Origin of the sequence: Rhodococcus sp. WWJCD1 (assembly GCF_002258735.1) — a bacterium.
Taxonomy (GTDB): domain Bacteria; phylum Actinomycetota; class Actinomycetes; order Mycobacteriales; family Mycobacteriaceae; genus Rhodococcoides.
The window spans coordinates 571,268-592,511 of record NZ_NOXY01000020.1; the positions used below are offsets into that span (position 1 = coordinate 571,268).

Genomic DNA, 21,244 nt, shown 5'->3' on the forward strand with positions numbered 1-21,244 from the left:
AACTCGTGGCACAGGACGTGCTGACCGACCTCAACAAGGTCCGCAACATCGGCATCATGGCCCACATCGATGCCGGCAAGACCACCACTACCGAACGCATCCTCTTCTACACCGGTATCTCCTACAAGATCGGTGAAGTTCACGATGGCGCAGCCACCATGGACTGGATGGAGCAGGAGCAGGAGCGTGGCATCACGATCACCTCTGCTGCCACGACGTGCTTCTGGAACGACAACCAGATCAACATCATCGACACCCCCGGTCACGTCGACTTCACCGTCGAGGTGGAGCGCTCGCTCCGCGTCCTCGACGGCGCTGTCGCAGTGTTCGACGGCAAAGAAGGTGTCGAGCCGCAGTCCGAGCAGGTCTGGCGTCAGGCCGACAAGTACGACGTGCCGCGCATCTGCTTCGTCAACAAGATGGACAAGCTCGGCGCGGACTTCTACTACACCGTGCAGACCATCATCGATCGTCTCGGTGCCAAGCCGCTGGTCATCCAGCTGCCCATCGGCGCAGAGAACGATTTCGAGGGCGTCATCGACCTCGTGCAGATGAAGGCTCTCGTGTGGAGTGGCGAGACCAAGCTCGGCGAGAAGTACGAGATCCAGGAGATCCCGGAAAACCTCAAGGAGCGCGCGGACGAGTACCGCACCATGCTGCTCGAGACCGTGGCCGAGTCCGACGAAGCGCTTCTGGAGAAGCACTTCGGTGGCGAAGAGCTCACGATCGACGAGATCAAGGGCGCCATCCGCAAGATGACGGTCAACAGCGAGCTGTACCCGATCCTGTGTGGATCCGCGTTCAAGAACAAGGGCGTTCAGCCCATGCTCGACGCGGTCATCGACTACCTCCCGTCTCCCCTCGACGTTGCCGAGACCATCGGACACGCCGTCGGCGACGAGGAGAAGGAGATCACTCGCAAGCCGTCCGCAGACGAGCCGTTCGCAGCTCTCGCGTTCAAGATCGCGACGCACCCCTTCTTCGGCAAGCTGACCTACGTCCGGGTGTACTCGGGCAAGGTCGACTCCGGCGCTCAGGTCATCAACTCGACCAAGGGCAAGAAGGAGCGTCTGGGCAAGCTCTTCCAGATGCACTCCAACAAGGAGAACGCGATCGCGACCGCGTCTGCCGGTCACATCTACGCCGTCATCGGCCTCAAGGACACCACGACGGGTGACACGCTCTGCGATCCGCAGAACCAGATCATCCTCGAGTCCATGAGCTTCCCGGACCCGGTCATCCAGGTGTCGATCGAGCCGAAGACCAAGTCCGACCAGGAGAAGCTGGGAACAGCCATCCAGAAGCTCGCCGAAGAGGATCCCACCTTCTCGGTGAAGCTGGACGAGGACACCGGCCAGACCGTCATCGGCGGCATGGGCGAGCTGCACCTCGACATCCTCGTCGACCGTATGCGTCGCGAGTTCAAGGTCGAGGCCAACGTCGGCAAGCCGCAGGTCGCGTACCGCGAGACCATCCGCAAGACGGTCGAGAAGCACGACTACACGCACAAGAAGCAGACCGGTGGCTCCGGCCAGTTCGCGAAGGTCATCATCAAGCTCGAGCCTTTCGAGGGCGAAGACGGCGCGACCTACGAGTTCGAGAACAAGGTCAGCGGTGGTCGTGTGCCCAGGGAGTACATCCCCTCGGTCGACGCAGGTGCTCAGGACGCCATGCAGTACGGTGTTCTCGCCGGATACCCGCTGGTCAACGTCAAGGTCACACTGCTCGACGGTGCGTACCACGATGTCGACTCGTCGGAAATGGCCTTCAAGGTCGCCGGCTCACAAGCGTTCAAGGAAGCCGCCCGTAAGGCCAGCCCCGTCATTCTCGAACCCGTCATGGCCGTCGAGGTCATCACGCCCGAGGATTACATGGGTGAGGTCATCGGCGACCTGAACTCCCGCCGTGGTCAGATCCAGGCCATGGAGGAACGCAGCGGTGCCCGTATCGTCAAGGCACTGGTTCCGCTGTCGGAGATGTTCGGCTACATCGGAGACCTTCGGTCGAAGACGCAGGGCCGCGCTAACTACTCCATGGTCTTCGATTCGTACGCAGAAGTTCCCGCGAACGTAGCGAAGGAAATCATCGCGAAGGTCAACGGAGAGTAATTCTCTTCGTTTGCTGGACCACGCTCGACCTGTAATAAGTAACAACACATACGCGTGCTTGCCCCGCAGGGGTACGCACAGATCAGTCCAGGAGGACACACAGTGGCGAAGGCGAAGTTCGATCGGACGAAGCCGCACGTCAACATCGGCACCATCGGTCACGTTGACCACGGTAAGACGACGCTGACGGCTGCAATCACCAAGGTTCTGCACGACAAGTTCCCGGACCTGAACGAGGCATCGGCTTTCGATCAGATCGACAAGGCTCCGGAGGAGAAGGCTCGTGGTATCACGATCAACATCTCCCACGTCGAGTACCAGACCGAGAAGCGCCACTACGCGCACGTCGATGCACCGGGTCACGCCGACTACATCAAGAACATGATCACCGGCGCGGCTCAGATGGACGGCGCAATCCTGGTCGTGGCAGCTACCGATGGCCCGATGCCGCAGACCCGCGAGCACGTGCTGCTCGCCCGCCAGGTCGGTGTTCCTTACATCCTGGTCGCACTGAACAAGGCCGACATGGTCGACGACGACGAGATCATCGAGCTCGTCGAGATGGAGGTCCGCGAGCTCCTCGCTTCGCAGGAGTTCGACGAGGACGCACCGGTCATCAAGGTCTCCGCACTCAAGGCACTCGAGGGTGACGAGAAGTGGGGCGAGTCGGTTCTGGAGCTCATGCAGGCCGTCGACGATTCCGTTCCGGATCCCGTCCGTGAGACCGACAAGCCGTTCCTCATGCCCGTCGAGGACGTCTTCACCATCACCGGTCGTGGCACCGTGGTAACCGGACGTATCGAGCGCGGCTCGGTCAACGTCAACGAAGAGGTCGAGATCGTCGGCATCCGCCCCGGCTCGACCAAGACCACCGTCACCGGAATCGAAATGTTCCGCAAGCTGCTCGACTCGGGGCAGGCAGGCGACAACGTCGGCCTCCTCGTTCGTGGCATCAAGCGCGAAGACGTCGAGCGTGGACAGGTCATCATCAAGCCCGGCACCACGACTCCCCACACGGAGTTCGAGGGCAACGCCTACATCCTCTCGAAGGACGAGGGCGGCCGCCACACGCCGTTCTTCAACAACTACCGCCCGCAGTTCTACTTCCGTACCACGGACGTTACGGGCGTTGTGACCCTCCCCGAGGGCACCGAGATGGTCATGCCCGGTGACAACACCGAGATGTCCGTCACGCTGATCCAGCCGGTCGCCATGGATGTCGGCCTCCGTTTCGCAATCCGTGAGGGCGGTCGTACCGTCGGAGCCGGTCGCGTCACGAAGATCGTCAAGTGACCTAGTTTCACCCTGCTCCACAAAAAGCGGCACCCACCTTCTGGTGGGTGCCGCTTTTGCGTGCGTGCGGCTCCGCCGCCCGCGTCAATGGACCCTTGCACCGCTCAGACGTATGCAGTGGTTCATTCACGCGGTCCGAGGTGGCCTCCCACAGTGGGTGAATGAACCCTTGTCGCGGTCAGACGTGTGCAGTGGTCCATTGACGCGGTCCAAGCAGGCAACCGAAAAATGGGACGCATCGGACGCCCGACTCCCGTAACGTCGCTGCGGTGCTACTGACCGTGACTGCAAATGCCACAACCGATTTCCCGGACACCTCCGACATCGGGTATCTGTTGCACAAGCACCCCGATCGCGTGCTGAGCCGAAACCTGCCCATGGGTGCCGCGACGGTGCTGTATCCCGAGGTCTCGGCAGAGCGGACAACCCTCGCAGTACTGCTCGACGCTATCGACGACAAGAGTCCTGCCGCATCGGGGCTTGCGGTGGCACTGTCTCGGTTGTTTAAGCAGGCATTGAACGGCGTGTGCGCCACCAGGCCCGAATTGGTCTCTGTCGCAATCGATCTGACCATGTCGATGCCTGCCGCGCCGTCTCGTGGTGCGACCGACCTCACGTCACGGTTGTTCGGTCCCCTGGGATGGAACGTGGAGGCGACGCCCATTCCGCTCGACCCGACGCAGCCGGAATGGGGCAACTCCGAATACGTCGACCTCGTTCTCACCGGCACGTTCACTCTGTCGGCGGCGCTGCGGCACCTGTACGTACTTCTTCCGGTCCTCGACGACGCCAAGCACTACTGGGTTGGCGAGGACGAGGCAGACAAACTCGTTCGAGCAGCGGGGGATTGGCTCGGAGATCATCCCGAATCGTCGTTGATCGCATCCCGCTACCTGGCGCACCGCCGCGAACTCGTGGCCTCCGCGCTGGACCGACTGGTGCCCGACGCGCCGCAGGACGACACGACCCCACGGGATCCGACGTTGGCCGAGCAGCGGGTACGCACCGTACTGGCGGCGCTGACAGACGTCGGCGCGAAGTCGGTGATCGACCTGGGTTGCGGCGAGGGTCGTCTGCTGCGAGAACTGCTCGCAGACAGTACTTTCGAGCGCATTGTCGGTGCCGATGTGAGTGATCGGGCACTTGCGAAGGCGCATCGCCGATTGCGTCTGGACGATATGGCGGATCGGCAGCGAACACGCATCGAACTGCTCCGGTCGTCGGCGACCTACCGCGACGTGCGGTTGCAGGGCTTCGACGCGATGGTGCTCATGGAGGTGATCGAGCACGTCGACCTCGATCGGCTCCCGGCGTTGGTGCGCTCGGTCTTTCGCGAGGCCCGTCCTCGGACGGTGCTCGTGACCACACCGAACTCCGAATACAACGTGCTGTATCCCGGGCTCGAGGCGGGTGCCTTCCGTCATGTCGACCACCGATTCGAGTTCACCCGCGCGGAGTTCGAGCAGTGGGGATCGTTGGTTGCACATGAGCATGCCTATGAGGTGCGTGTCGAGGGAATCGGCCCCGTCGACGACACGCACGGCACCCCGACCCAGATGGCCGTCTTCACTCGAAAGGAGCAGTCCCAGTGAGTACTTTCGACATTCCGGATCTGTCCCTCGTCGTACTCGTCGGCATCAGCGGCTCCGGCAAGTCGTCGTTCGCGGCGCAGCACTTCGGTCCGTACGAGGCCGTGTCGAGTGATGCCTGCCGTGGGATGGTCAGCAACGATCCCAATCTGCAGAGTGCGACCAAGGACGCGTTCGCCCTCCTCGAATTCCTGGTCGCGACCAGATTGCGGGCAGGCCTGCTCACAGTCGTCGACGCCACCAACGTGCAACCGGCAGCCCGCAAGGCGTTGATCGCGCTGGCCCGAGAACACGACGTCCTGCCGGTTGCCGTTGTGCTCGATGTGCCGGAAGCTGTGTGCGCACAGCGCAACGCCGAACGCACCGACAGGACGTTCGGCCGAGATGTGTTGCGCCGCCAGCAGTCACAGTTGCAGCGGTCCATGCGCGGATTGGGCAAGGAAGGGTTTCGTTCGGTTCATGTGCTCGACGGTGTCGATGCGGTGGCGTCGGCGACGTTCGTTCGTACGCCTCTGCGTAGTGATCGACGTGAGCTGACCGGGCCGTTCGACGTCATCGGCGATATCCACGGCTGTCTCGCCGAGCTCGAAACCTTGCTCGCAGCATTGGGTTACACGGTGGAGCGTGACGAGGCCGGTCGAGCGGTCGGCGCAACGCCGCCGGACGGACGTACAGCTGTGTTCCTCGGTGACTACATCGATCGGGGGCCCGACTCGGTCGGAGTACTGCGGCTGGTGATGGGGATGGTCCGTGCCGGTGCGGCGCTGGCAGTCCCGGGTAACCACGAGAACAAGCTCGTCAAGGCACTGCGAGGTCGGAAAGTGACGGCCTCGCACGGTCTCGCCGAGACTCTCGAACAGCTCGACGGCGAGCCGGCAGAGTTCCGCCGAGAGGTGCTCGAGTTCTGCGACGGTCTCGTCGCGCACCTCGTGCTCGACGGCGGAAGGCTCGTCGTCGCGCACGCCGGTCTGATCGCGAAGTACCACAACCGGGCGTCGGGCAGAGTTCGGAGCTTTGCTCTGTACGGCGACACCACCGGGGAGACCGACGAATTCGGCCTGCCGGTTCGGTATCCGTGGGCCAAGGACTATCGCGGTTCGGCGACGGTGCTCTATGGGCACACTCCGGTACCGGAAGTGGAGTGGGAGAACAACACTGCGTGTCTCGATACCGGTTGCGTATTCGGTGGCAAGTTGACGTCGCTGCGCTACCCGGAGCGCGAGATCGTGTCGGTGCCGGCCGAACAGGTCTGGTACGAGCCGGCCCGTCCGGTGGGTGCATTCGTGCGAGATGCGGCGTCGCTCGATCTGTCGGACGTGATCGGCCCGACGGGTGTCGAGACGTCGCTGCGTGGTCGCGTATCGATTCGGCCCGAGAATGCTGCCGGGGCATTGGAGGTGATGAGTCGGTTTGCGCTCGCTCCGCAGTGGCTGCACTATCTGCCGCCGACGATGGCACCGAGTCGAACCTCGGAGCGCGACGGGTACCTCGAGTATCCGACGGAGGCGTTCGACGCGTATCGGGCGCTCGGTGCGTCGGCGGTGATCTGCGAGGAAAAGCACATGGGCTCGCGGGTCGTCGTTGTGGTGTGTCGCGATGCCGAGGCCGCACGGGACAAGTTCGATGCACCGGAGGGAGCGCTCGGTACCGCGTACACCCGCACCGGTCGTCCCGTCTTCGACGAAGCACTGACGGGAGAGCTGATCTCCGGAGTGGCCGACGCGCTCGAAAGAGCCGGGGTGTGGGACGAAGTGGATTCGCGCTGGCTGATTCTCGACTGCGAGCTGATGCCCTGGTCTGCGAAGGCGGAGGGGCTGATCAAGACCGAGTATGCCGCAGTTGGTGCGGAGTCTCGGGCCACTCTCGCGGCCGAAGCAGGTGTGCTTGCCCAGGCTGCGTCGCGTGGTCTGGACATGCAGGAACTGCGAGACCGCAACAGAATTCGTCAGGACAATCTGATGGAGTTCACCGCTGCCTATCGGCGGTACATCTGGCCGACCGAAGGGTTGAGTGGCGTTCGGATTGCGCCGTTCCAGGTGTTGGCGTCGAACCTCGGAACCTATGCCGAACGTCCGCACCAGTGGCACCTCGATCTCGCCGACCGGATGGTGACGGCCGCTCCTGAGGTGTTCGCTGCGACCCGTCGGATCGAGGTGGATCTGTCTTCGGCCGATTCGGTTGCGGCAGGAGAGAAATGGTGGAAGGAGTTGACGGCGCAGGGCGGCGAGGGCATGGTCGTCAAACCTGCCGAGAACAGTCCGCGCGGAAAGATGCAGCCCGGCATGAAGGTTCGCGGCCGAGAGTATCTGCGGCTGATCTACGGTGCCGACTACACCGACCCGGATCGACTCACTGCACTGCGCAACCGGAACGTGGGACACAAGCAGTCGATGGCTTTGCGCGAATACGCACTCGGCATGGAGGCGTTGGACCGATCGGTGCGTGGTGAACCGCTGTATCGCATCCACCAGGCGGTGTTCGCAGTACTGGCACTGGAATCGGAGCCGGTGGACCCGCGGTTGTAGATGAAGATCATCGAAGGCGGGCAGTCCGCTTGACCTCGAGTGCTGCGCCCACCCCTGCCTGGATCAATGTGGCTTTCAGTCGGTCAGAGTGCAACAAAGGCGCATTGATCCGGACCGAAGGGGAGGGGGGAGGGGGAGGGCGCAGGCGCTAGTTCTTCGGCGACGCGAAGGGAGTGATTCCGGCACTGATCGGTGCCGCGATCGCAGCAGTTGTCCCGATCGACGCCCAGAAGGTGGTTGAGTCCAGCAGCAGACCGCCTGCCAGTCCGCAGACCGCAACCACAATGCCGCATCCGATCAGCAGCGCCGATCCGACAGCGGCGTGCAACAGGCTGCTTCGGTCGGGGGCGCGGCGCCCTGTGAGCCAGATCATCGTTCCGGTGGCCGCGAATACCAGGGGAACGTAGAAGTAGAGAGAACTGTCACCGAGTTTCGACGCGAAGGTGGCAATCACCAGCACCGCCCCGAATGCCAGAGGTACGGCGAGGGGCATTCCACCGGACCATCTCTCGAACTTGCTGCGCGTCGATGCAACCATGGCCATACCGTACCGCCGGGACTGTTACCGACGCTTGTCGACGTGCAACTGAATGCGGGTAGCGACGTAGGTACCGGCAAGAGATTCGGCGACGAATGCGGCTCGTGATTCGGCCAGGGAGGTGAAGGCAACTACATCGAAGTCTGCTGCAGCATAGACCGATACAGCGATGGTGGGCATTCCGCGATCATCGATCGCTGTTCCTCTGGCTCGTCGAACACCGTGGAATTCTGCCAACTCCGCGGCCACGCCCGAAGCGTTCGCACTGAGGTCCACGTGCGCCGAGAAGTGCGGCTCCTCGATCACGCCCGCCGTTCCGGTCCGACGCGGAGAGAAGTTGCCGATCAGCAACACCAGAGCCACCACGACAGTCACTGCGACGGCGATCGCCAGCGTCGGCATCCACCAACCCTGCTGCGGCAGCTCCGCAATACGCGCACGGTCGAAGCGAGACAGCGTCTCTCGTGCCCACGGAACGTCGTAGTGCCAGGCAAGGGCGAAGCCGCCACCGGCCACGAGCACGAGCCCGGCGACGACGGCGAGAAGCCGATCCACCCCGGCGACAAATGTCTTCACGAGACCCTCTTCGGCTGCGCTACCGAATGCTGAACCGTCAGCCTGCGTCCACCCGCGGCGACGGACAGCACCGGAGCGAGGGAATCGCGCACGGCAGTATCGACACTGTCGGCCTCGAAACCAGGATCGCGCTCCACCCGCACTTCGATCTTCTTCCGCGTCACGACGGTATGCGCGTCCGTGACTCCGCGAGTGGACTGTGCTGCAGCACTGCACAACCGAGCGATATCGGTGGGGGTTGCCCAGACGGTCGGTACCCCGTCGCCCAGGCCGGAATGAGTTTTCGTGCGCGGTTTGACTCCGACGAACACGAGTGACAATCCGACGACTGCGGAACCGATCGCGGCGGCGATCATCCAACTTTGCCAGTGCAATCGGGCGACCCAGCCTGTCGCGTCGGCGATCCACGGACTTCCGCCGATGCTTCCGTGCGCGATGAAGAATTCGCGGCCGGCAACGAAGGCCACGCCCAGCAGCATGAATCCGAACAGCAGCGCCACCGGCATCGCGGCCGGACCGGCGGTGGGTGGACGGGGTGAAACAGCCTGGCGAGCATCGGGATTCGCCTCAGGTGCGGGACCGCTGTCGAGGGTGGTGTCGGATACCAACACGTTCACCCGATGCACGTGCAGTCCCGTCATCGTCGCCAGTGCTTCTTCGACGGCTGCGTGTACGGCCTGGGTCACCTCGGTGATTTGCGACGGCCACCGGACACCGATGTAGAGGTTGACGGCGATCGTGTCCGCGCCGAGGGTGACGTCGGCGCGGGGTAGCTCTCGCCCGGTCAGTCGCGAGAGGCCACCGGTGGTGCGGGTGACTCGAGGGTCTTTCAAGGCCGCAGCGATGGCGGTCCGGGAGATGGCCCGATCCTTTATTTCCACACTGCCGCGCGAACCGGGGTCGTCGCTGACCTCGTCGGATGCAGCCTGCGTCGTCACCGAGAATCCTTTGCGCCGGTCGCGGCTCGCTCTGGTGCGGCTCGCGCTCCACAACTGTAGTGACGACCGACGTCGCATGCCGTCATAGGAGTAATTGTTCCTGGCATACTGCGACTGTGTCGGAAATTGTGCGGGTGACCGCGTCGGATATCGCCTCGGCCGAGGAGCTGCTGGAACCGGTGATGCGCCGGACCCCGGTGGTGGCCTCGCGGATTCTGTCGGATCTGACCGGCCACGAGGTGCGCCTCAAGTGCGAGAACTTGCAGCGCACCGGATCGTTCAAGCCACGCGGGGCGTACAACCGCATCGCCAGGCTCGACGCCGAGCAACGCGCCCACGGGGTGGTCGCGGCCAGCGCAGGCAACCACGCTCAGGGTGTCGCGTGGGCCGCGTCGCAGGTGGGGATCACCTCGACGGTGTTCATGCCGGTAGGCGTGTCGCTGCCGAAGCTGGTGGCCACCAAGGCATATGGCGCGACAGTGCATCTGGTGGGCAACACCGTGGACGAGGCGTTGAAGTCGGCTCGGGAATTCGCCGAACGTACCGGTGCCACCCTCATCCATCCGTTCGACCATCTCGACATCGTCGCCGGGCAGGCGACGCTCGGTACCGAACTGCTGCAGCAGATGCCGGACGTCGGCACCATCGTGATCCCCACCGGCGGCGGGGGACTGCTGGCCGGTGTCGCCGCGGCGGTCAAGCTGACCAAGCCCGATATCAGAATCGTCGGCGTGCAGGCAGAAGGCGCTGCCGCCTGGCCCGCGTCGCTGAAGGCGGGACACCCGATTGCGCTGGAATCGATGTCTACGATGGCCGACGGCATCGCGATCGGCCTGCCCGGATCGGTGCCGTTCGATCACGTGCAGGGCTGGGTGGACGACGTTGTCACCGTCAGCGAGGACGCTCTGTCGCGAGCTTTGGTGCTGTGCATCGAGCGCGCCAAACTCATCGTCGAACCAGCGGGTGCGGCGGCAGTGGCGGCGCTGATGACGCACTCGGCCGAGGAGCTCGGTTTGACCGGCTCGGTGTGCGCCATCCTCTCCGGCGGGAACATCGATCCGCTGCTGCTCACCCACGTCATCACCCACGGTCTCCGGGCGGGTGGGCGCTACCTCGCTGTGCGCGTGACCATTTCGGACCGACCGGGCGGGCTCACCGGCGTGCTCGGGGTGGTGCGCGACGCCGGCGCAAGTGTGGTCGACGTCGTCCACTCCCGCACGGGTGGCCGGCTCGGCCTCGAGGAAGTCGACGTGATGTTGACCGTCGAGACGCGCGGACCCGATCACCGAGGCTCGGTGCTCGACGCCCTGGGCGCGGCCGGATATGCGGTGCACGTCGAGAACTGACCTCCCGGGCCACACAGGTTGCACTGGTACCTTGATCAGCGACTTGGACCAGGACATCGGTGGGAGATATTTGCATGGCTCGGCTCGTCGCGATCGTCTCCGCTGTCCTGGGAATTCTGCTGACGATCTCGATACCGCTGTTGCCGATAGAGCAGCAGCAGTCGTCGTTGACCTGGCCGCAGAGCGATACTGTCGGCAATGTCGAAGCTCCGCTCGTCGGCTACACGCCGATCAGCGTCGACGCCAACGTCCCGTGTGACGCCGCGGGCAGGCTCCCCAGCGGTGGGATACTGCTGTCCACCTCACCCAAGGGATCGCCCGACGCCTATCGATACGGTCTTGTCGCGGAAGTAACGGGCGGTGAGGCGTCGCAACTGAAGGTGACGCTGCGCGATTCGGTTCTCCTCGAGAAGCCGGTCTCGGAACTGAGCTCATCGACTGCGGGCGACTGCTCGTTGACGATCATCTCGAACGGCACTGCGACCACTGTCGGACTGACCGGCGAAGACACCGTGACGCGCGACGGCGACGTCCGGCCACAGATGGTCGGCGTGTTCAGCGATCTACAGGGAAGCATTCCCGGTCTGCAGCTGCAGGCCGAGCTGGACAGCAGGTTCTCGTCCACGCCGAGCATCCTGAAGTGGTTCGCGATGATCGTCGGCGTGCTCGCCACCATCGTCTCGTTGGTGGCGCTGCACCGCCTCGACCTGTCCGACGGCCGGCGCGCCCGACGGTTCCTACCGCGTCGCTGGTGGACGTTCGGTCTGGTGGACGCGGTGGTGATCGGAACACTGCTGGTGTGGCACGTCATCGGCGCGAACACCTCCGACGACGGCTATCAACTCGGCATGGCCCGCACGGCCGATCATGCCGGGTACATGGCCAACTATTTCCGGTACTTCGGTGTGCCCGAGACGCCGTTCGGCACACCGTTGTACGACATGTTCGGCCTCATGTCGCACGTCTCGACCGCCAGTGTCTGGATGCGGTTGCCCACGCTGATCTGCGCCGTCGTCGCGTGGCTCGTCATCAGTCGCGAGGTGATCCCGCGGTTCGGTGCCGCCGCTCGTGCCTCGAAGACGGCGCTGTGGACCGGTGGTCTGGTGCTGCTCGCGTTCTGGTTGCCGTACAACAACGGCCTGCGACCGGAACCGTTCGTGGCGATCGGTGTGCTGTTGACATGGTGTTCGGTGGAGCGATCCATCGCGACCCGCAGATTGCTGCCCGCAGCCGCGGCAATTCTGATCGCGGCATTGACGGTCACGTGTGCCCCGTCCGGATTCATCTGCTTCGCGCCGTTGATCGCCGGAGCTCGACCGGTGCTGCAGATCGTCGTGGCCCGCGCTCGCGAGTTCGGCAGCACCACACTCGGCGCGGTGACGCTGCTCGCCCCGTTGGTGGCGTCGGGCACGGTTGTACTGGTGTTCGCCTTCGGCAACCAGACCGTGGCGGGCATGCTCGAGATGCAACGAGTGCACACTGTGGCCGGGCCGAGTCAGGCCTGGTTCGACGAGTACCTGCGCTACCAGTGGTTGATGAACATGGACATCGACGGCTCGCTCGCGCGCCGGTTCGGGGTGTTCGTCATGATCGTCTCGCTGATCACGGTAGTCGTCGCGATGCTGCGCAAGGGCGGCAAGATCCCCGGCACCGCAACCGGTCCCGCCCGTCGGATCGTCGGTATCACCGTCGGGTCCATGGCGCTGATGATGATCACCCCCACCAAGTGGACACACCATTTCGGAGTGTTCGCCGGTCTGGCCGCCTCGGTTGCAGTCTTGGCGGCCGTGGCGACCGGCGCGGCAGTGCTGCGCTCGCGGCGCAATCGACTGTTGTTCGCCGCAGCGGTCTCGTTCCTGCTGGCGGTCGCGTTCACCGGAACGAACGGCTACTGGTACGTCTCGGCATGGGGAGTTCCGTTCTGGGACAAGCCGATTCTCGTCGCGGGCCTGGGCATCTCGACGATGTTCCTCGGACTGACGCTCCTGCTGTTGCTCGCGGCCGTATGGTTCCATATCCGCGCGCCGTACGTGCGCACCGACAAGCCCTTGGCGCGCTGGTGGTCGGTGCCGCCTATCGCCGTTGCGGCCGCGTTGATGGTGCTGCTCGCCGTGGCATCGATGGCCAAGGGCGCTGTGGCGCAGTGGCCGTCGTACTCGATCGCGAAATCGAATCTCTCGGCCCTGGCAGGGAACACGTGCGGTCTCGCCAACGACGTACTGCTCGAAACCGATCCCAATGCCGATGTGCTGCAACCGGTCAGCGGCGACGCATTTGCCGCATTGGGTGCCGACAACGACGGGTTCACCCCCGACGGGGTTGCGGGCGACCTCACCGCGGACAAGGAGGCCTCGGCGTCGGGCACCTCGAACACCGTCGATACCGAGGACCAACAGCAGCCGACGTCGACCACCGGAGCCGGAACCGGTGGCAGCGCACTTCCGTTCGGCTTGGACCCGGCAACCGTTCCGGTGCTCGGCTCGTTCGGATCCGATACCCCTGCCACGTTGACCACCGGCTGGTACGCGCTGCCCGCAGATCCGGGCGACCTGATCTCCATCGCCGCTGCCGGACGCATCCGCTCGGTGAACTCCGACGGCATCGTCACGTACGGCCAGAGCCTCGAGCTGGAGTACGGAGTCGACGGTCGCGCGCAGGGGCGAGTGACGCCGATCGACATCGGCCCGACGCCGTCGTGGCGCAACCTGCGAGTTCCGATGGGCCAGATTCCCGCTGGTGCCAACACGATTCGTCTTGTGCTCTCCGACACCGATCGCGATCCCGACCAATGGCTTGCGATCACCCCGCCACGAGTACCGCGCACCCAGACGCTGAACGACGTCGTCGGCCGTGAGACTCCCGTGCTGCTGGACTGGGAGGTCGGCTTCAACTTCCCGTGCCAGCATCCGTTCGACCATCGCTTCGGCGTCGCCGAGGTGCCCGGGTACCGGGTGCTCCCCGACCGCAGCGGTGCCGTCATCACCAATGCGTGGCAGGACCATTACGGTGGCGGGCCGCTCGGGTGGATCGACATCGTGGCCTCGGCCCGGACCATACCGTCGTATCTGTCCGGCGACTGGGACCGTGACTGGGGATCGATCGAGCGGTACACGCCGTACGACGAGACGGCGGAGCCGGCGCAGATCACCACCACCGACGTCCAGCGTTCGGGCCTGTGGACGCCCGGTCCGATCAAAACCGGTTAATCTCTACGCGTTCGGAAGTCCTTATACCGACAGTGAAAGAAACGGGGAGAGGGCCATGGCGAACGCTATAGAAGTAGAGAACCTGGTACTTCGGTACGGGAAGAACGTCGCGCTCGGTGGGATCGACTTCACAGTTCCCGAGGGCACGGTGCTGGGTGTGCTCGGCCCCAACGGTGCCGGCAAGACGACGGCTGTCCGCATTCTCGCCACGCTGCTGAAGGCGACGTCCGGTTCGGCGAAGATCTTCGGTCTCGACGTGCTGAAGCAGGCGAACGAGGTTCGGGGCACGATCGGATTGACCGGCCAGTTCGCGGCCGTGGACGAGTATCTGACCGGCTACGAGAATCTCGAGATGGTCGGCCGACTTTTCGGGCTGCGCAAGGCGGAAGCGAAACAGCGAGCCGGTGAGCTACTCGAGCGATTCGACCTCGAGTACGCGCGCGATCGCACTGCCAAGCAGTACTCCGGCGGCATGCGTCGTCGACTCGACATCGCGGCCAGTCTGATCGGACGACCACGCGTGGTGTTCCTCGACGAACCCACCACCGGCCTCGATCCGCGCAGCCGAATCACCATGTGGGAGTTCATCGCAGACCTCGTGCGCGACGGAACGACAATTCTGCTGACCACGCAGTACCTCGAAGAAGCCGATCGGCTGGCCGATTCGATCATCGTCCTGAACAAGGGCAAGATCATCGCCCGCGGCACAGCGGACGAGCTCAAGGCCCAAACCGGCGGTGAACGAGTTGAATTCGTGCTCACCGACCGATCTCAGGCCGATCGTGCCAAGGAGATCCTGACACCGCTCGGCGTCGAGCCGCCCACCCTGGACGAGCAGGTGGGCCGCATCGTCATGCCGGTCAACGGTGGATCCAAGGATCTGTCCTCGGCGTTGAGCTATCTCGAAGCAGCGGGGATCGGGGTCGTCGACGTCGGTCTGCGACGGCCGAACCTCGACGATGTGTTCCTGTCTCTGACCGGTCAGACCACCGGCGAGCCCGAGGCTGCGGAGGAAGAGAAATGAGCAACGTTCTCCTGGATTCGGCGATCATCACCAAGCGAAACCTGATCAAGCTCAAGCGAGTTCCCGATCTGCTGTTCTTCGCGACGCTGTCGCCGATCATGTTCGTGCTGTTGTTCGCGTACGTCTTCGGCAGTGCGATCGACGTGCCCGGAATCGACTACAAGAGCTTCCTGATGGGCGGCATCTTCGTCCAGACCATGATTTTCGGCGCGTCGATCACCGGATCCTCGTTGGCCGAGGATCTGCAGAAGGGCGTGATGGACCGGTTCCGGTCGTTGCCCATGGCGCGATCGGCCGTGGTCATCGGACGCACGGCAGCCGACGTCGGCAACAACATCGTCACCATCACGATCATGTCGATCACCGGGCTCATCGTCGGCTGGCGCATCACGTCGTCGTTCTTCGACGCCCTGTTGGGGTACGTGCTGCTGCTGTTGTTCGCGTACTCGATCTCGTGGGTGATGGCTCTGGTGGGGTTGATCGTGCGCTCCCCGGAGATCTTCAACAACGCGTCGTTCATCGTGATCTTCCCGTTGACGTTCATCGCCAACACCTTCGTCCCGATCGACAACTTTCCGAGCGTGCTCAAGACGATCGCGGAATGGAACCCGATCTCCTCGGTGACGTTGGCGGTTCGTGAGCAATTCGGCAACACCAATCCGATGGCACCGCCGCCGGAGGTGTGGCCACTGCAGAATCCAGTGCTCTACACCTTGATCTGGGTTGTGGTGATGCTCGTGGTGTTCGTGCCGTTGTCGGTACGCAAGTACCAGAAAACGATGACCGCCTGATGCGCACCGCGGCGGCGGGAGCATGCCTGCTGGCCGCCGCGGTAGCGATCGGGGGATGCAGTTCCGACCCGACACAGACCGACCGAATACAGACCGAGCCGGTACAGACCGAGCGATTCGATTACCAACTCGGCGCGGCGTACGACGTGCCCGGCGGTCTCGACACCGTCGTCCGCGATTCCACCGCCGAGCCGCTGCCCGGCGCAGTGTCGATCTGCTATGTCAACGGCCTGCAGACTCAGCCTGGAGCCGAGTGGAACCCGGAACTATTGCTGCGCGATGCGGGCGGCGAGGTTGTGGTCGATTCGGACTGGCCCGACGAGCACATCCTCGACCCGGGTACACCCGAGAAGCGCGCGGCGATCGACGCGGTGATCGGGCCCGTCATCGAAGGCTGCGCCGCACGGGGATTCGACGCCGTCGAAATCGACAACCTCGACAGCTGGACTCGGTTCCCGGATTCGATCGACGAGGATTCGGTACTCGCACTGGCGCGCCTGTACGCAGACCGTGCCCATGCGTCGGGCATCGAGATCGCGCAGAAGAACACCCCGGACGGAGCCGGTCGGATGAGGGACGACGTCGGATTCGATTTCGCCGTCGCCGAGGAGTGTCTCGCCTACGACGAATGTGGCTCGTACACTTCGGCATACGGAGCACGGGTGTACGACATCGAGTACACCGACAACCTCCCGGAGCCGTTCGATCGGCTGTGTGCCCGACAGGATCGGCCGGCCGTCACGATTCTGCGAGATCGAGGCCTGGTGTCCCCGTCCGATCCGGCGTACGTGTACGAACAGTGTTGAACCGCCCAGACGAGTGCACCCCCGGTCGCCGAGCGACCGGGGGTGCAGCACATCTTCGGTGAGCAGGCTTACGTGTGGTATGGCTCCGCGCTCACGAGCGTGACCTTCATGGTCTTGCCGTTGGGGAGCGTGTACTGACGGGTGTCTCCGACCTTCGCATCGATGAGCGATCCGCCCAGCGGCGACGCGGGGGAGTACACCTCGAGCTTGCTGTCGCGGGCACCCTCTTCGCGGGTGGCGATCAGGAAGGTCTCGGTGTCGGACTCGTCGCCGTCGTAGTAGACCTTGACGACGGATCCGGGCAGTGCCACGCCGGACTGGGTCGGCGCTTCGCCGACCTTCGCGTTGTTGAGCAGTTCCTGCAGCTGGCGAATGCGTGCTTCCTGCTGACCCTGATCCTCGCGAGCAGCGTGGTAACCGCCGTTCTCCTTCAGATCGCCCTCTTCGCGACGCTCGTTGATCTCGGCGGCGATGACGGGGCGATTGGAAATGAGCTGGTCGAGTTCGCTCTTGAGCCTGTCGTGTGATTCCTGGGTCAGCCAGGTCACCTGGGTCTCGGTCATCTCGATCACTCCCTCGTAGTCGGAATCTCGATATCGATTCCGTTTTCTGAGCAGGTAGGGCACGCAACGAACAGGGGACTCCAATGGTTGGATCCCCTTGGTCGGCCCGCATCCTGGAGCCGTCGTCATCGTTCGCAGGTGAACCCTGCCCGCAATGCAGCAATACACGGCACCTGTTACGGCGGCCGTGTATGTGCCGAGCTTACCACGAACAGGTAGTTCGCCTATCGGGCTCGTAAATATTCGGGAACATCGAGGCTGCAGCCGTACACGTCACCGACCGCGGGGTCGGACGACGTCGTCACCTCGGTGGTCAGCTCGACGGTGCCGGACGAAGACTCCGGTGGGATGTACACCTCACGCCTGCCGGTCTCGGAACCGTCGCGGGAGCGGACACGGACGATGCACACGGCCGGTTGCTCGGGATCCTGTCGGGTGACGCTGAAACGGATGGACATCGTGGAGTCGTCGACGATGTCGAACGACAGCTGGCTGCCTTCGATGGGTTTGACCGAGAACTTGGAGTACGCGTAGTAGGCCACGCCCAGTCCGACCAGCAGAACCAGGGCCACCAGTGCGATCTTCGTCGCACGTTTCGGGGCCTGCCGAATTCCGCTCGGACCGGAACCCGACGGGTACCTACCTGCGGGAAGTGCGTTGGTCATGGCCGCTCTCGGGGTCGATTCGGGGGTGCCGCTGGGGGCCTGTCGGCGTCAGGTGGAACTATAGGGCAGGCAAGAACCAGGCGAATCCGAGGTGAGGAAGAACGTGTCCGGACTGCGGCTCATGGCAGTACATGCCCATCCCGACGACGAGTCCAGCAAAGGTGCTGCGACGACGGCTCGCTACGCGGCCGAAGGACACGACGTACTGGTCGTCACCCTCACCGGTGGCGAGCGGGGCGACATTCTCAATCCAGCGATGGACATTCCGGGAGTGCACGAGCGTATCCACGAGGTTCGGCGCGAAGAAATGGCCGAGGCCGCTCGCATCCTCGGTGTCCAGCAGACCTGGCTCGGCTTCGAGGACTCCGGATTGCCCGAGGGCGATCCGCTACCACCTCTTCCGGAGGGTTGCTTCGCGCTGGTGCCGTTGGAGGTCTCCACCGAGGCGCTGGTCAAGGTGGTGCGCGAGTTCAAGCCGCACGTCATCACCACCTACGACGAGCGTGGCGGTTACCCGCATCCCGATCACATCCGCTGCCACGAGGTCTCGATGGCAGCGTGGGAGGCCGCGGGCGATCCCGAACGCTTCCCCGACGCGGGTGAGCCCTGGACTCCGCTCAAGCTGTACTACTCCCACGGGTTCATCCGTAAGCGCATGCAGCTCTTCCACGATTGGTTCATCGACCGCGGTGAAGAGAGCCCGTTCGTCGACTGGCTGAAGCGATGGGACGGCCAGCGCGACGAGATCATCGGCCGCATCACCACCCAGGTGACCGTCGGTGATTACTTCGAGCAACGCGACGACGCCCTCCGCGCGCACGCGACGCAGATCGATCCCAACGGATCGTTCTTCGCGGTGCCGCTGGACGTGCAGCGCAAGTTGTGGCCCACCGAGGAATTCGAGCTGGCTCGCACCCGGGTGGCGACCTCGCTGCCCGAGACGGACCTGTTCGCCGGAATCGAAGAGACCGACCGGTGATCGTCTCGATTCTCGCCCAGCAGCCCACCGGCCCCGAGTTCGGTAAGTCTTCGCCGATCGGGTTGGTGATCCTGGTGGCGTTGTTGGTCGGAACAGCCCTGCTGATCTGGTCGATGAACAAGAAGATCAAGCGTCTGCCCGCCACGTTCGAGAAAGAGGATCCGACGTTGGATCAGGCGCTCGACGAGGGCACCGATCGCGGCGGAATCGCCACCACCACTCCGCCGGAACAGAGTCCGGCAAAACCTGCCGCCACCGACGAGACCTGATGCTCGACGCCACGGTCCTGAACACCAATGCGCTGGACGAGTCAACCAGCCCGTATCTGCGGCAACATGCGGACAACCCGGTGCACTGGCAGCAGTGGGGACCGCAGGCTCTGCAGTCCGCACGCGATCGCGACGTTCCGATCTTGCTGTCGATCGGCTATTCCGCGTGCCATTGGTGCCACGTCATGGCCCACGAGTCGTTCGAGGACGAGACCACCGCGGCGCTGATGAACGAGAATTTCGTGTGCATCAAGGTCGATCGCGAGGAAAGACCGGACCTCGATTCGGTGTACATGAACGCCACCGTCGCGATGACCGGTCAGGGCGGGTGGCCGATGACCTGCTTCCTCACTCCCGAGACCGAACCGTTCTACTGCGGCACCTACTACCCACCGACCCCGCGGCAGGGAATGCCGTCGTTCGAGCAGCTGCTCACCGCCATTGCGGACACCTGGTCGACTCGCCGACAGGACGTGTTCGACGCGTCCGCCGCCATCGTCACCGAACTGCGCAAGCAGAGCGCCGGAATTCCGGCCGGCGGACGGCCGATCGACGCCGATTTTCTGGCCGCGTCCGTCGCGGCGATCTGCGCCGACGAGGACACGACCTTCGGCGGCTTCGGTCAGGCGCCGAAGTTTCCGCCGGGCGCACTGCTCGAGGGTCTGCTCCGGCACTACGAGCGCACCGGCAACGGTGAGGTTCTCGACGTGGTTCGACGCACCGCGTCGGCGATGGCGCGCGGGGGCATCTACGACCAACTCGGCGGCGGGTTCGCGCGCTACTCCGTCGATGCCGAGTGGATCGTCCCGCATTTCGAGAAGATGCTCTACGACAACGCATTGCTGCTCAGGTTCTACGCGCACGCGGCCCGGGTCGACGACGATCCTCTGATTCGGCGGGTGGCGTCGGACACTGCGGAGTTCATGCTCCGTGAATTGCGCACGGCCAACGGCTGTTTCGCGTCGGCGCTCGATGCGGATACCGAGGGCGTCGAGGGCCTGACCTACGCCTGGACGCCGGAGCAATTGATCGAGACCCTCGGCTTCGAGGACGGGGTGTGGGCTGCGGGGTTGTTCGCAGTGAATTCGGCAGGCACGTTCGAAGCGGGCATGTCGGTATTGCAACTGCCCGCCGAACCCGAGGACTACGACCGGTTCGCCCGGGTACGTCGTGCGCTGTCCGACGCTCGCGCCATCCGGCCGCAGCCCGGCCGCGACGACAAGGTGGTCACCGCGTGGAACGGGTTGGCGATCACCGCGCTGGTCGAGGCCGGAATCGGGTCGAACACGCCGAAGTGGGTGGACGCGGCGGTCGAATGCGGCGAGCAACTCTTCGCCGCGCACGTCGAATCGGGGCGGGTGCGTCGCGCATCTCTGGGTAGCGCGGTGGGGGACGCCACCGGAGTGCTCGAGGACTACGCGTGTCTCGCTGTTGCCGCGGCAGCGCTGTTCCAAGCCACCGGAGACTCGGTATGGATCGAGCGCACGGTCTCGCTCCTCGATGCGGCGATCGAGCACTTCGCCGACCCGGACGACGCCGGCAGCTGGTTCGACACCGCCGACGACGCGGAGACACTCGTGACCCGGCCCCGAGATCCCATCGACGGGGCCACCCCATCGGGAGCATCCACGATGGCAGAGGCGTTGCTCACAGCTGCCGCTCTGGTCGATCACACATCCTCGGCGCGATACGGCGAACTGGCGGCGGCGTCGTTGGCGCGAGCGGCGTTGATCCTCGAGCGCGCGCCCAGGTCCGGTGGGCACTGGCTGGCGGTCGCAGAAGCGTCCGCCTCCGGCCCCATCCAGATTGCGGTGTCGACCGCGCCGGGTGGCGACCTGATGTCCGCCGCCCGACGATTGGCACCGGGAGGCTCGGTTGTCGTTGCGGGCGAAACGGATTCGTCCGTATTACTGATGGACCGTCCGCCCGTCGACGGCGTCGAAACGGCGTACGTGTGTCGCGGCTTCGTCTGCGACCGTCCTGTGACCTCTGCCGAAGATCTGTCGCTCGCGCTGCAGAGATGACGAA

The 21,244-nt window shown here is 64.3% G+C and carries 17 protein-coding genes; 12 read left to right on the forward strand and 5 right to left on the reverse strand.

What is annotated here, in order from left to right; all coding sequences use genetic code 11:
* Positions 1–5 precede the first annotated feature (5 nt).
* The 4 genes from fusA to CH286_RS15110 all read left to right on the forward strand — a co-directional run bounded on the left by fusA (position 6) and on the right by CH286_RS15110 (position 7,515).
* Positions 6–2,108, forward strand: a complete 2,103-nt coding sequence (gene fusA, locus CH286_RS15095) for an elongation factor G (RefSeq protein WP_032380505.1) — start codon at positions 6–8, stop codon at positions 2,106–2,108.
* Between the two features lie 102 nt (positions 2,109–2,210).
* The gene (gene tuf, locus CH286_RS15100) at positions 2,211–3,401 is read left to right on the forward strand and encodes an elongation factor Tu (protein WP_032380840.1); all 1,191 of its coding nucleotides are present in this window, start codon (positions 2,211–2,213) and stop codon (positions 3,399–3,401) included.
* A 281-nt stretch (positions 3,402–3,682) separates the two neighbouring features.
* On the forward strand, positions 3,683–4,993 hold the full coding sequence (locus CH286_RS15105; protein ID WP_255182661.1) for a 3' terminal RNA ribose 2'-O-methyltransferase Hen1: 1,311 nt from the start codon (positions 3,683–3,685) through the stop codon (positions 4,991–4,993).
* Entirely contained in the window at positions 4,990–7,515 is a 2,526-nt protein-coding gene (locus CH286_RS15110; RefSeq protein ID WP_094609575.1) for a polynucleotide kinase-phosphatase, read from the forward strand. The genes CH286_RS15105 and CH286_RS15110 overlap by 4 nt, the downstream gene beginning before the upstream one ends.
* A gap of 148 nt (positions 7,516–7,663) precedes the next feature.
* Here the strand turns inward: CH286_RS15110 and CH286_RS15115 are convergent, their stop codons facing one another.
* From CH286_RS15115 to CH286_RS15125, 3 genes are read right to left on the reverse strand one after another with little or no spacing between them, the layout of a single operon-like run.
* Positions 7,664–8,053 (reverse strand): hypothetical protein, encoded by a 390-nt coding sequence (locus CH286_RS15115; protein WP_141215847.1) that lies wholly within the window; start codon positions 8,051–8,053, stop codon positions 7,664–7,666.
* 24 nt (positions 8,054–8,077) lie between these two features.
* Positions 8,078–8,629 (reverse strand): hypothetical protein, encoded by a 552-nt coding sequence (locus tag CH286_RS15120; protein WP_094609577.1) that lies wholly within the window; start codon positions 8,627–8,629, stop codon positions 8,078–8,080.
* Positions 8,626–9,567 (reverse strand): DUF6286 domain-containing Asp23/Gls24 family envelope stress response protein, encoded by a 942-nt coding sequence (locus CH286_RS15125; protein WP_176458246.1) that lies wholly within the window; start codon positions 9,565–9,567, stop codon positions 8,626–8,628. The genes CH286_RS15120 and CH286_RS15125 overlap by 4 nt, the downstream gene beginning before the upstream one ends.
* 182 nt (positions 9,568–9,749) lie before the next feature.
* Here CH286_RS15125 and ilvA point away from each other — a divergent pair, with 182 nt between their 5' ends.
* The 5 genes from ilvA to CH286_RS15150 all read left to right on the forward strand — a co-directional run bounded on the left by ilvA (position 9,750) and on the right by CH286_RS15150 (position 16,740).
* Positions 9,750–10,913 (forward strand): threonine ammonia-lyase, encoded by a 1,164-nt coding sequence (gene ilvA / locus CH286_RS15130; RefSeq protein ID WP_217901706.1) that lies wholly within the window; start codon positions 9,750–9,752, stop codon positions 10,911–10,913.
* 74 nt (positions 10,914–10,987) lie between these two features.
* On the forward strand, positions 10,988–14,119 hold the full coding sequence (locus CH286_RS15135) for an arabinosyltransferase domain-containing protein (RefSeq protein WP_094609580.1): 3,132 nt from the start codon (positions 10,988–10,990) through the stop codon (positions 14,117–14,119).
* A gap of 55 nt (positions 14,120–14,174) precedes the next feature.
* On the forward strand, positions 14,175–15,143 hold the full coding sequence (locus CH286_RS15140; RefSeq protein WP_032401986.1) for a daunorubicin resistance protein DrrA family ABC transporter ATP-binding protein: 969 nt from the start codon (positions 14,175–14,177) through the stop codon (positions 15,141–15,143).
* Complete coding sequence (locus CH286_RS15145; RefSeq protein ID WP_032380514.1) at positions 15,140–15,934, forward strand: ABC transporter permease; 795 nt, start codon at positions 15,140–15,142, stop codon at positions 15,932–15,934. Before CH286_RS15140 ends, CH286_RS15145 begins: the two co-directional genes overlap by 4 nt.
* Positions 15,934–16,740: an endo alpha-1,4 polygalactosaminidase gene (locus tag CH286_RS15150; RefSeq protein ID WP_094609581.1), complete on the forward strand. Its 807-nt coding sequence runs from the start codon at positions 15,934–15,936 to the stop codon at positions 16,738–16,740. The genes CH286_RS15145 and CH286_RS15150 overlap by 1 nt, the downstream gene beginning before the upstream one ends.
* A 68-nt stretch (positions 16,741–16,808) precedes the next feature.
* Here CH286_RS15150 and greA read toward each other — a convergent pair whose 3' ends face one another.
* Both greA and CH286_RS15160 read right to left on the reverse strand, forming a co-directional pair.
* The gene (greA, locus tag CH286_RS15155; protein WP_008714076.1) at positions 16,809–17,303 is read right to left on the reverse strand and encodes a transcription elongation factor GreA; all 495 of its coding nucleotides are present in this window, start codon (positions 17,301–17,303) and stop codon (positions 16,809–16,811) included.
* Positions 17,304–17,527: 224 nt separating this feature from the next.
* On the reverse strand, positions 17,528–17,968 hold the full coding sequence (locus tag CH286_RS15160) for a DUF4307 domain-containing protein (protein WP_032380516.1): 441 nt from the start codon (positions 17,966–17,968) through the stop codon (positions 17,528–17,530).
* A 103-nt stretch (positions 17,969–18,071) separates the two neighbouring features.
* Here CH286_RS15160 and mca point away from each other — a divergent pair, with 103 nt between their 5' ends.
* The 3 genes from mca to CH286_RS15175 are packed head-to-tail and all read left to right on the forward strand — an operon-like array spanning position 18,072 to position 21,240.
* Entirely contained in the window at positions 18,072–18,947 is an 876-nt protein-coding gene (gene mca, locus CH286_RS15165; RefSeq protein WP_170944756.1) for a mycothiol conjugate amidase Mca, read from the forward strand.
* Positions 18,944–19,216, forward strand: a complete 273-nt coding sequence (locus CH286_RS15170; RefSeq protein ID WP_032401989.1) for a hypothetical protein — start codon at positions 18,944–18,946, stop codon at positions 19,214–19,216. Before mca ends, CH286_RS15170 begins: the two co-directional genes overlap by 4 nt.
* Entirely contained in the window at positions 19,216–21,240 is a 2,025-nt protein-coding gene (locus tag CH286_RS15175; protein WP_094609582.1) for a thioredoxin domain-containing protein, read from the forward strand. The genes CH286_RS15170 and CH286_RS15175 overlap by 1 nt, the downstream gene beginning before the upstream one ends.
* Positions 21,241–21,244 lie beyond the last annotated feature (4 nt).

What these genes read in the sequence shown, in the direction of transcription:
- CH286_RS15115 (WP_141215847.1), bottom strand. Translation starts at nt 8,053, where the DNA reads ATGGTTGCATCGACGCGCAGCAAGTTCGAGAGATGGTCCGGTGGAATG.
- ilvA (WP_217901706.1), top strand. Translation starts at nt 9,750, where the DNA reads ATGCGCCGGACCCCGGTGGTGGCCTCGCGGATTCTGTCGGATCTGACC.
- CH286_RS15135 (WP_094609580.1), top strand. Translation starts at nt 10,988, where the DNA reads ATGGCTCGGCTCGTCGCGATCGTCTCCGCTGTCCTGGGAATTCTGCTG.
- CH286_RS15140 (WP_032401986.1), top strand. Translation starts at nt 14,175, where the DNA reads ATGGCGAACGCTATAGAAGTAGAGAACCTGGTACTTCGGTACGGGAAG.
- CH286_RS15145 (WP_032380514.1), top strand. Translation starts at nt 15,140, where the DNA reads ATGAGCAACGTTCTCCTGGATTCGGCGATCATCACCAAGCGAAACCTG.
- CH286_RS15150 (WP_094609581.1), top strand. Translation starts at nt 15,934, where the DNA reads ATGCGCACCGCGGCGGCGGGAGCATGCCTGCTGGCCGCCGCGGTAGCG.
- greA (WP_008714076.1), bottom strand. Translation starts at nt 17,303, where the DNA reads ATGACCGAGACCCAGGTGACCTGGCTGACCCAGGAATCACACGACAGG.
- CH286_RS15160 (WP_032380516.1), bottom strand. Translation starts at nt 17,968, where the DNA reads ATGACCAACGCACTTCCCGCAGGTAGGTACCCGTCGGGTTCCGGTCCG.
- CH286_RS15175 (WP_094609582.1), top strand. Translation starts at nt 19,216, where the DNA reads ATGCTCGACGCCACGGTCCTGAACACCAATGCGCTGGACGAGTCAACC.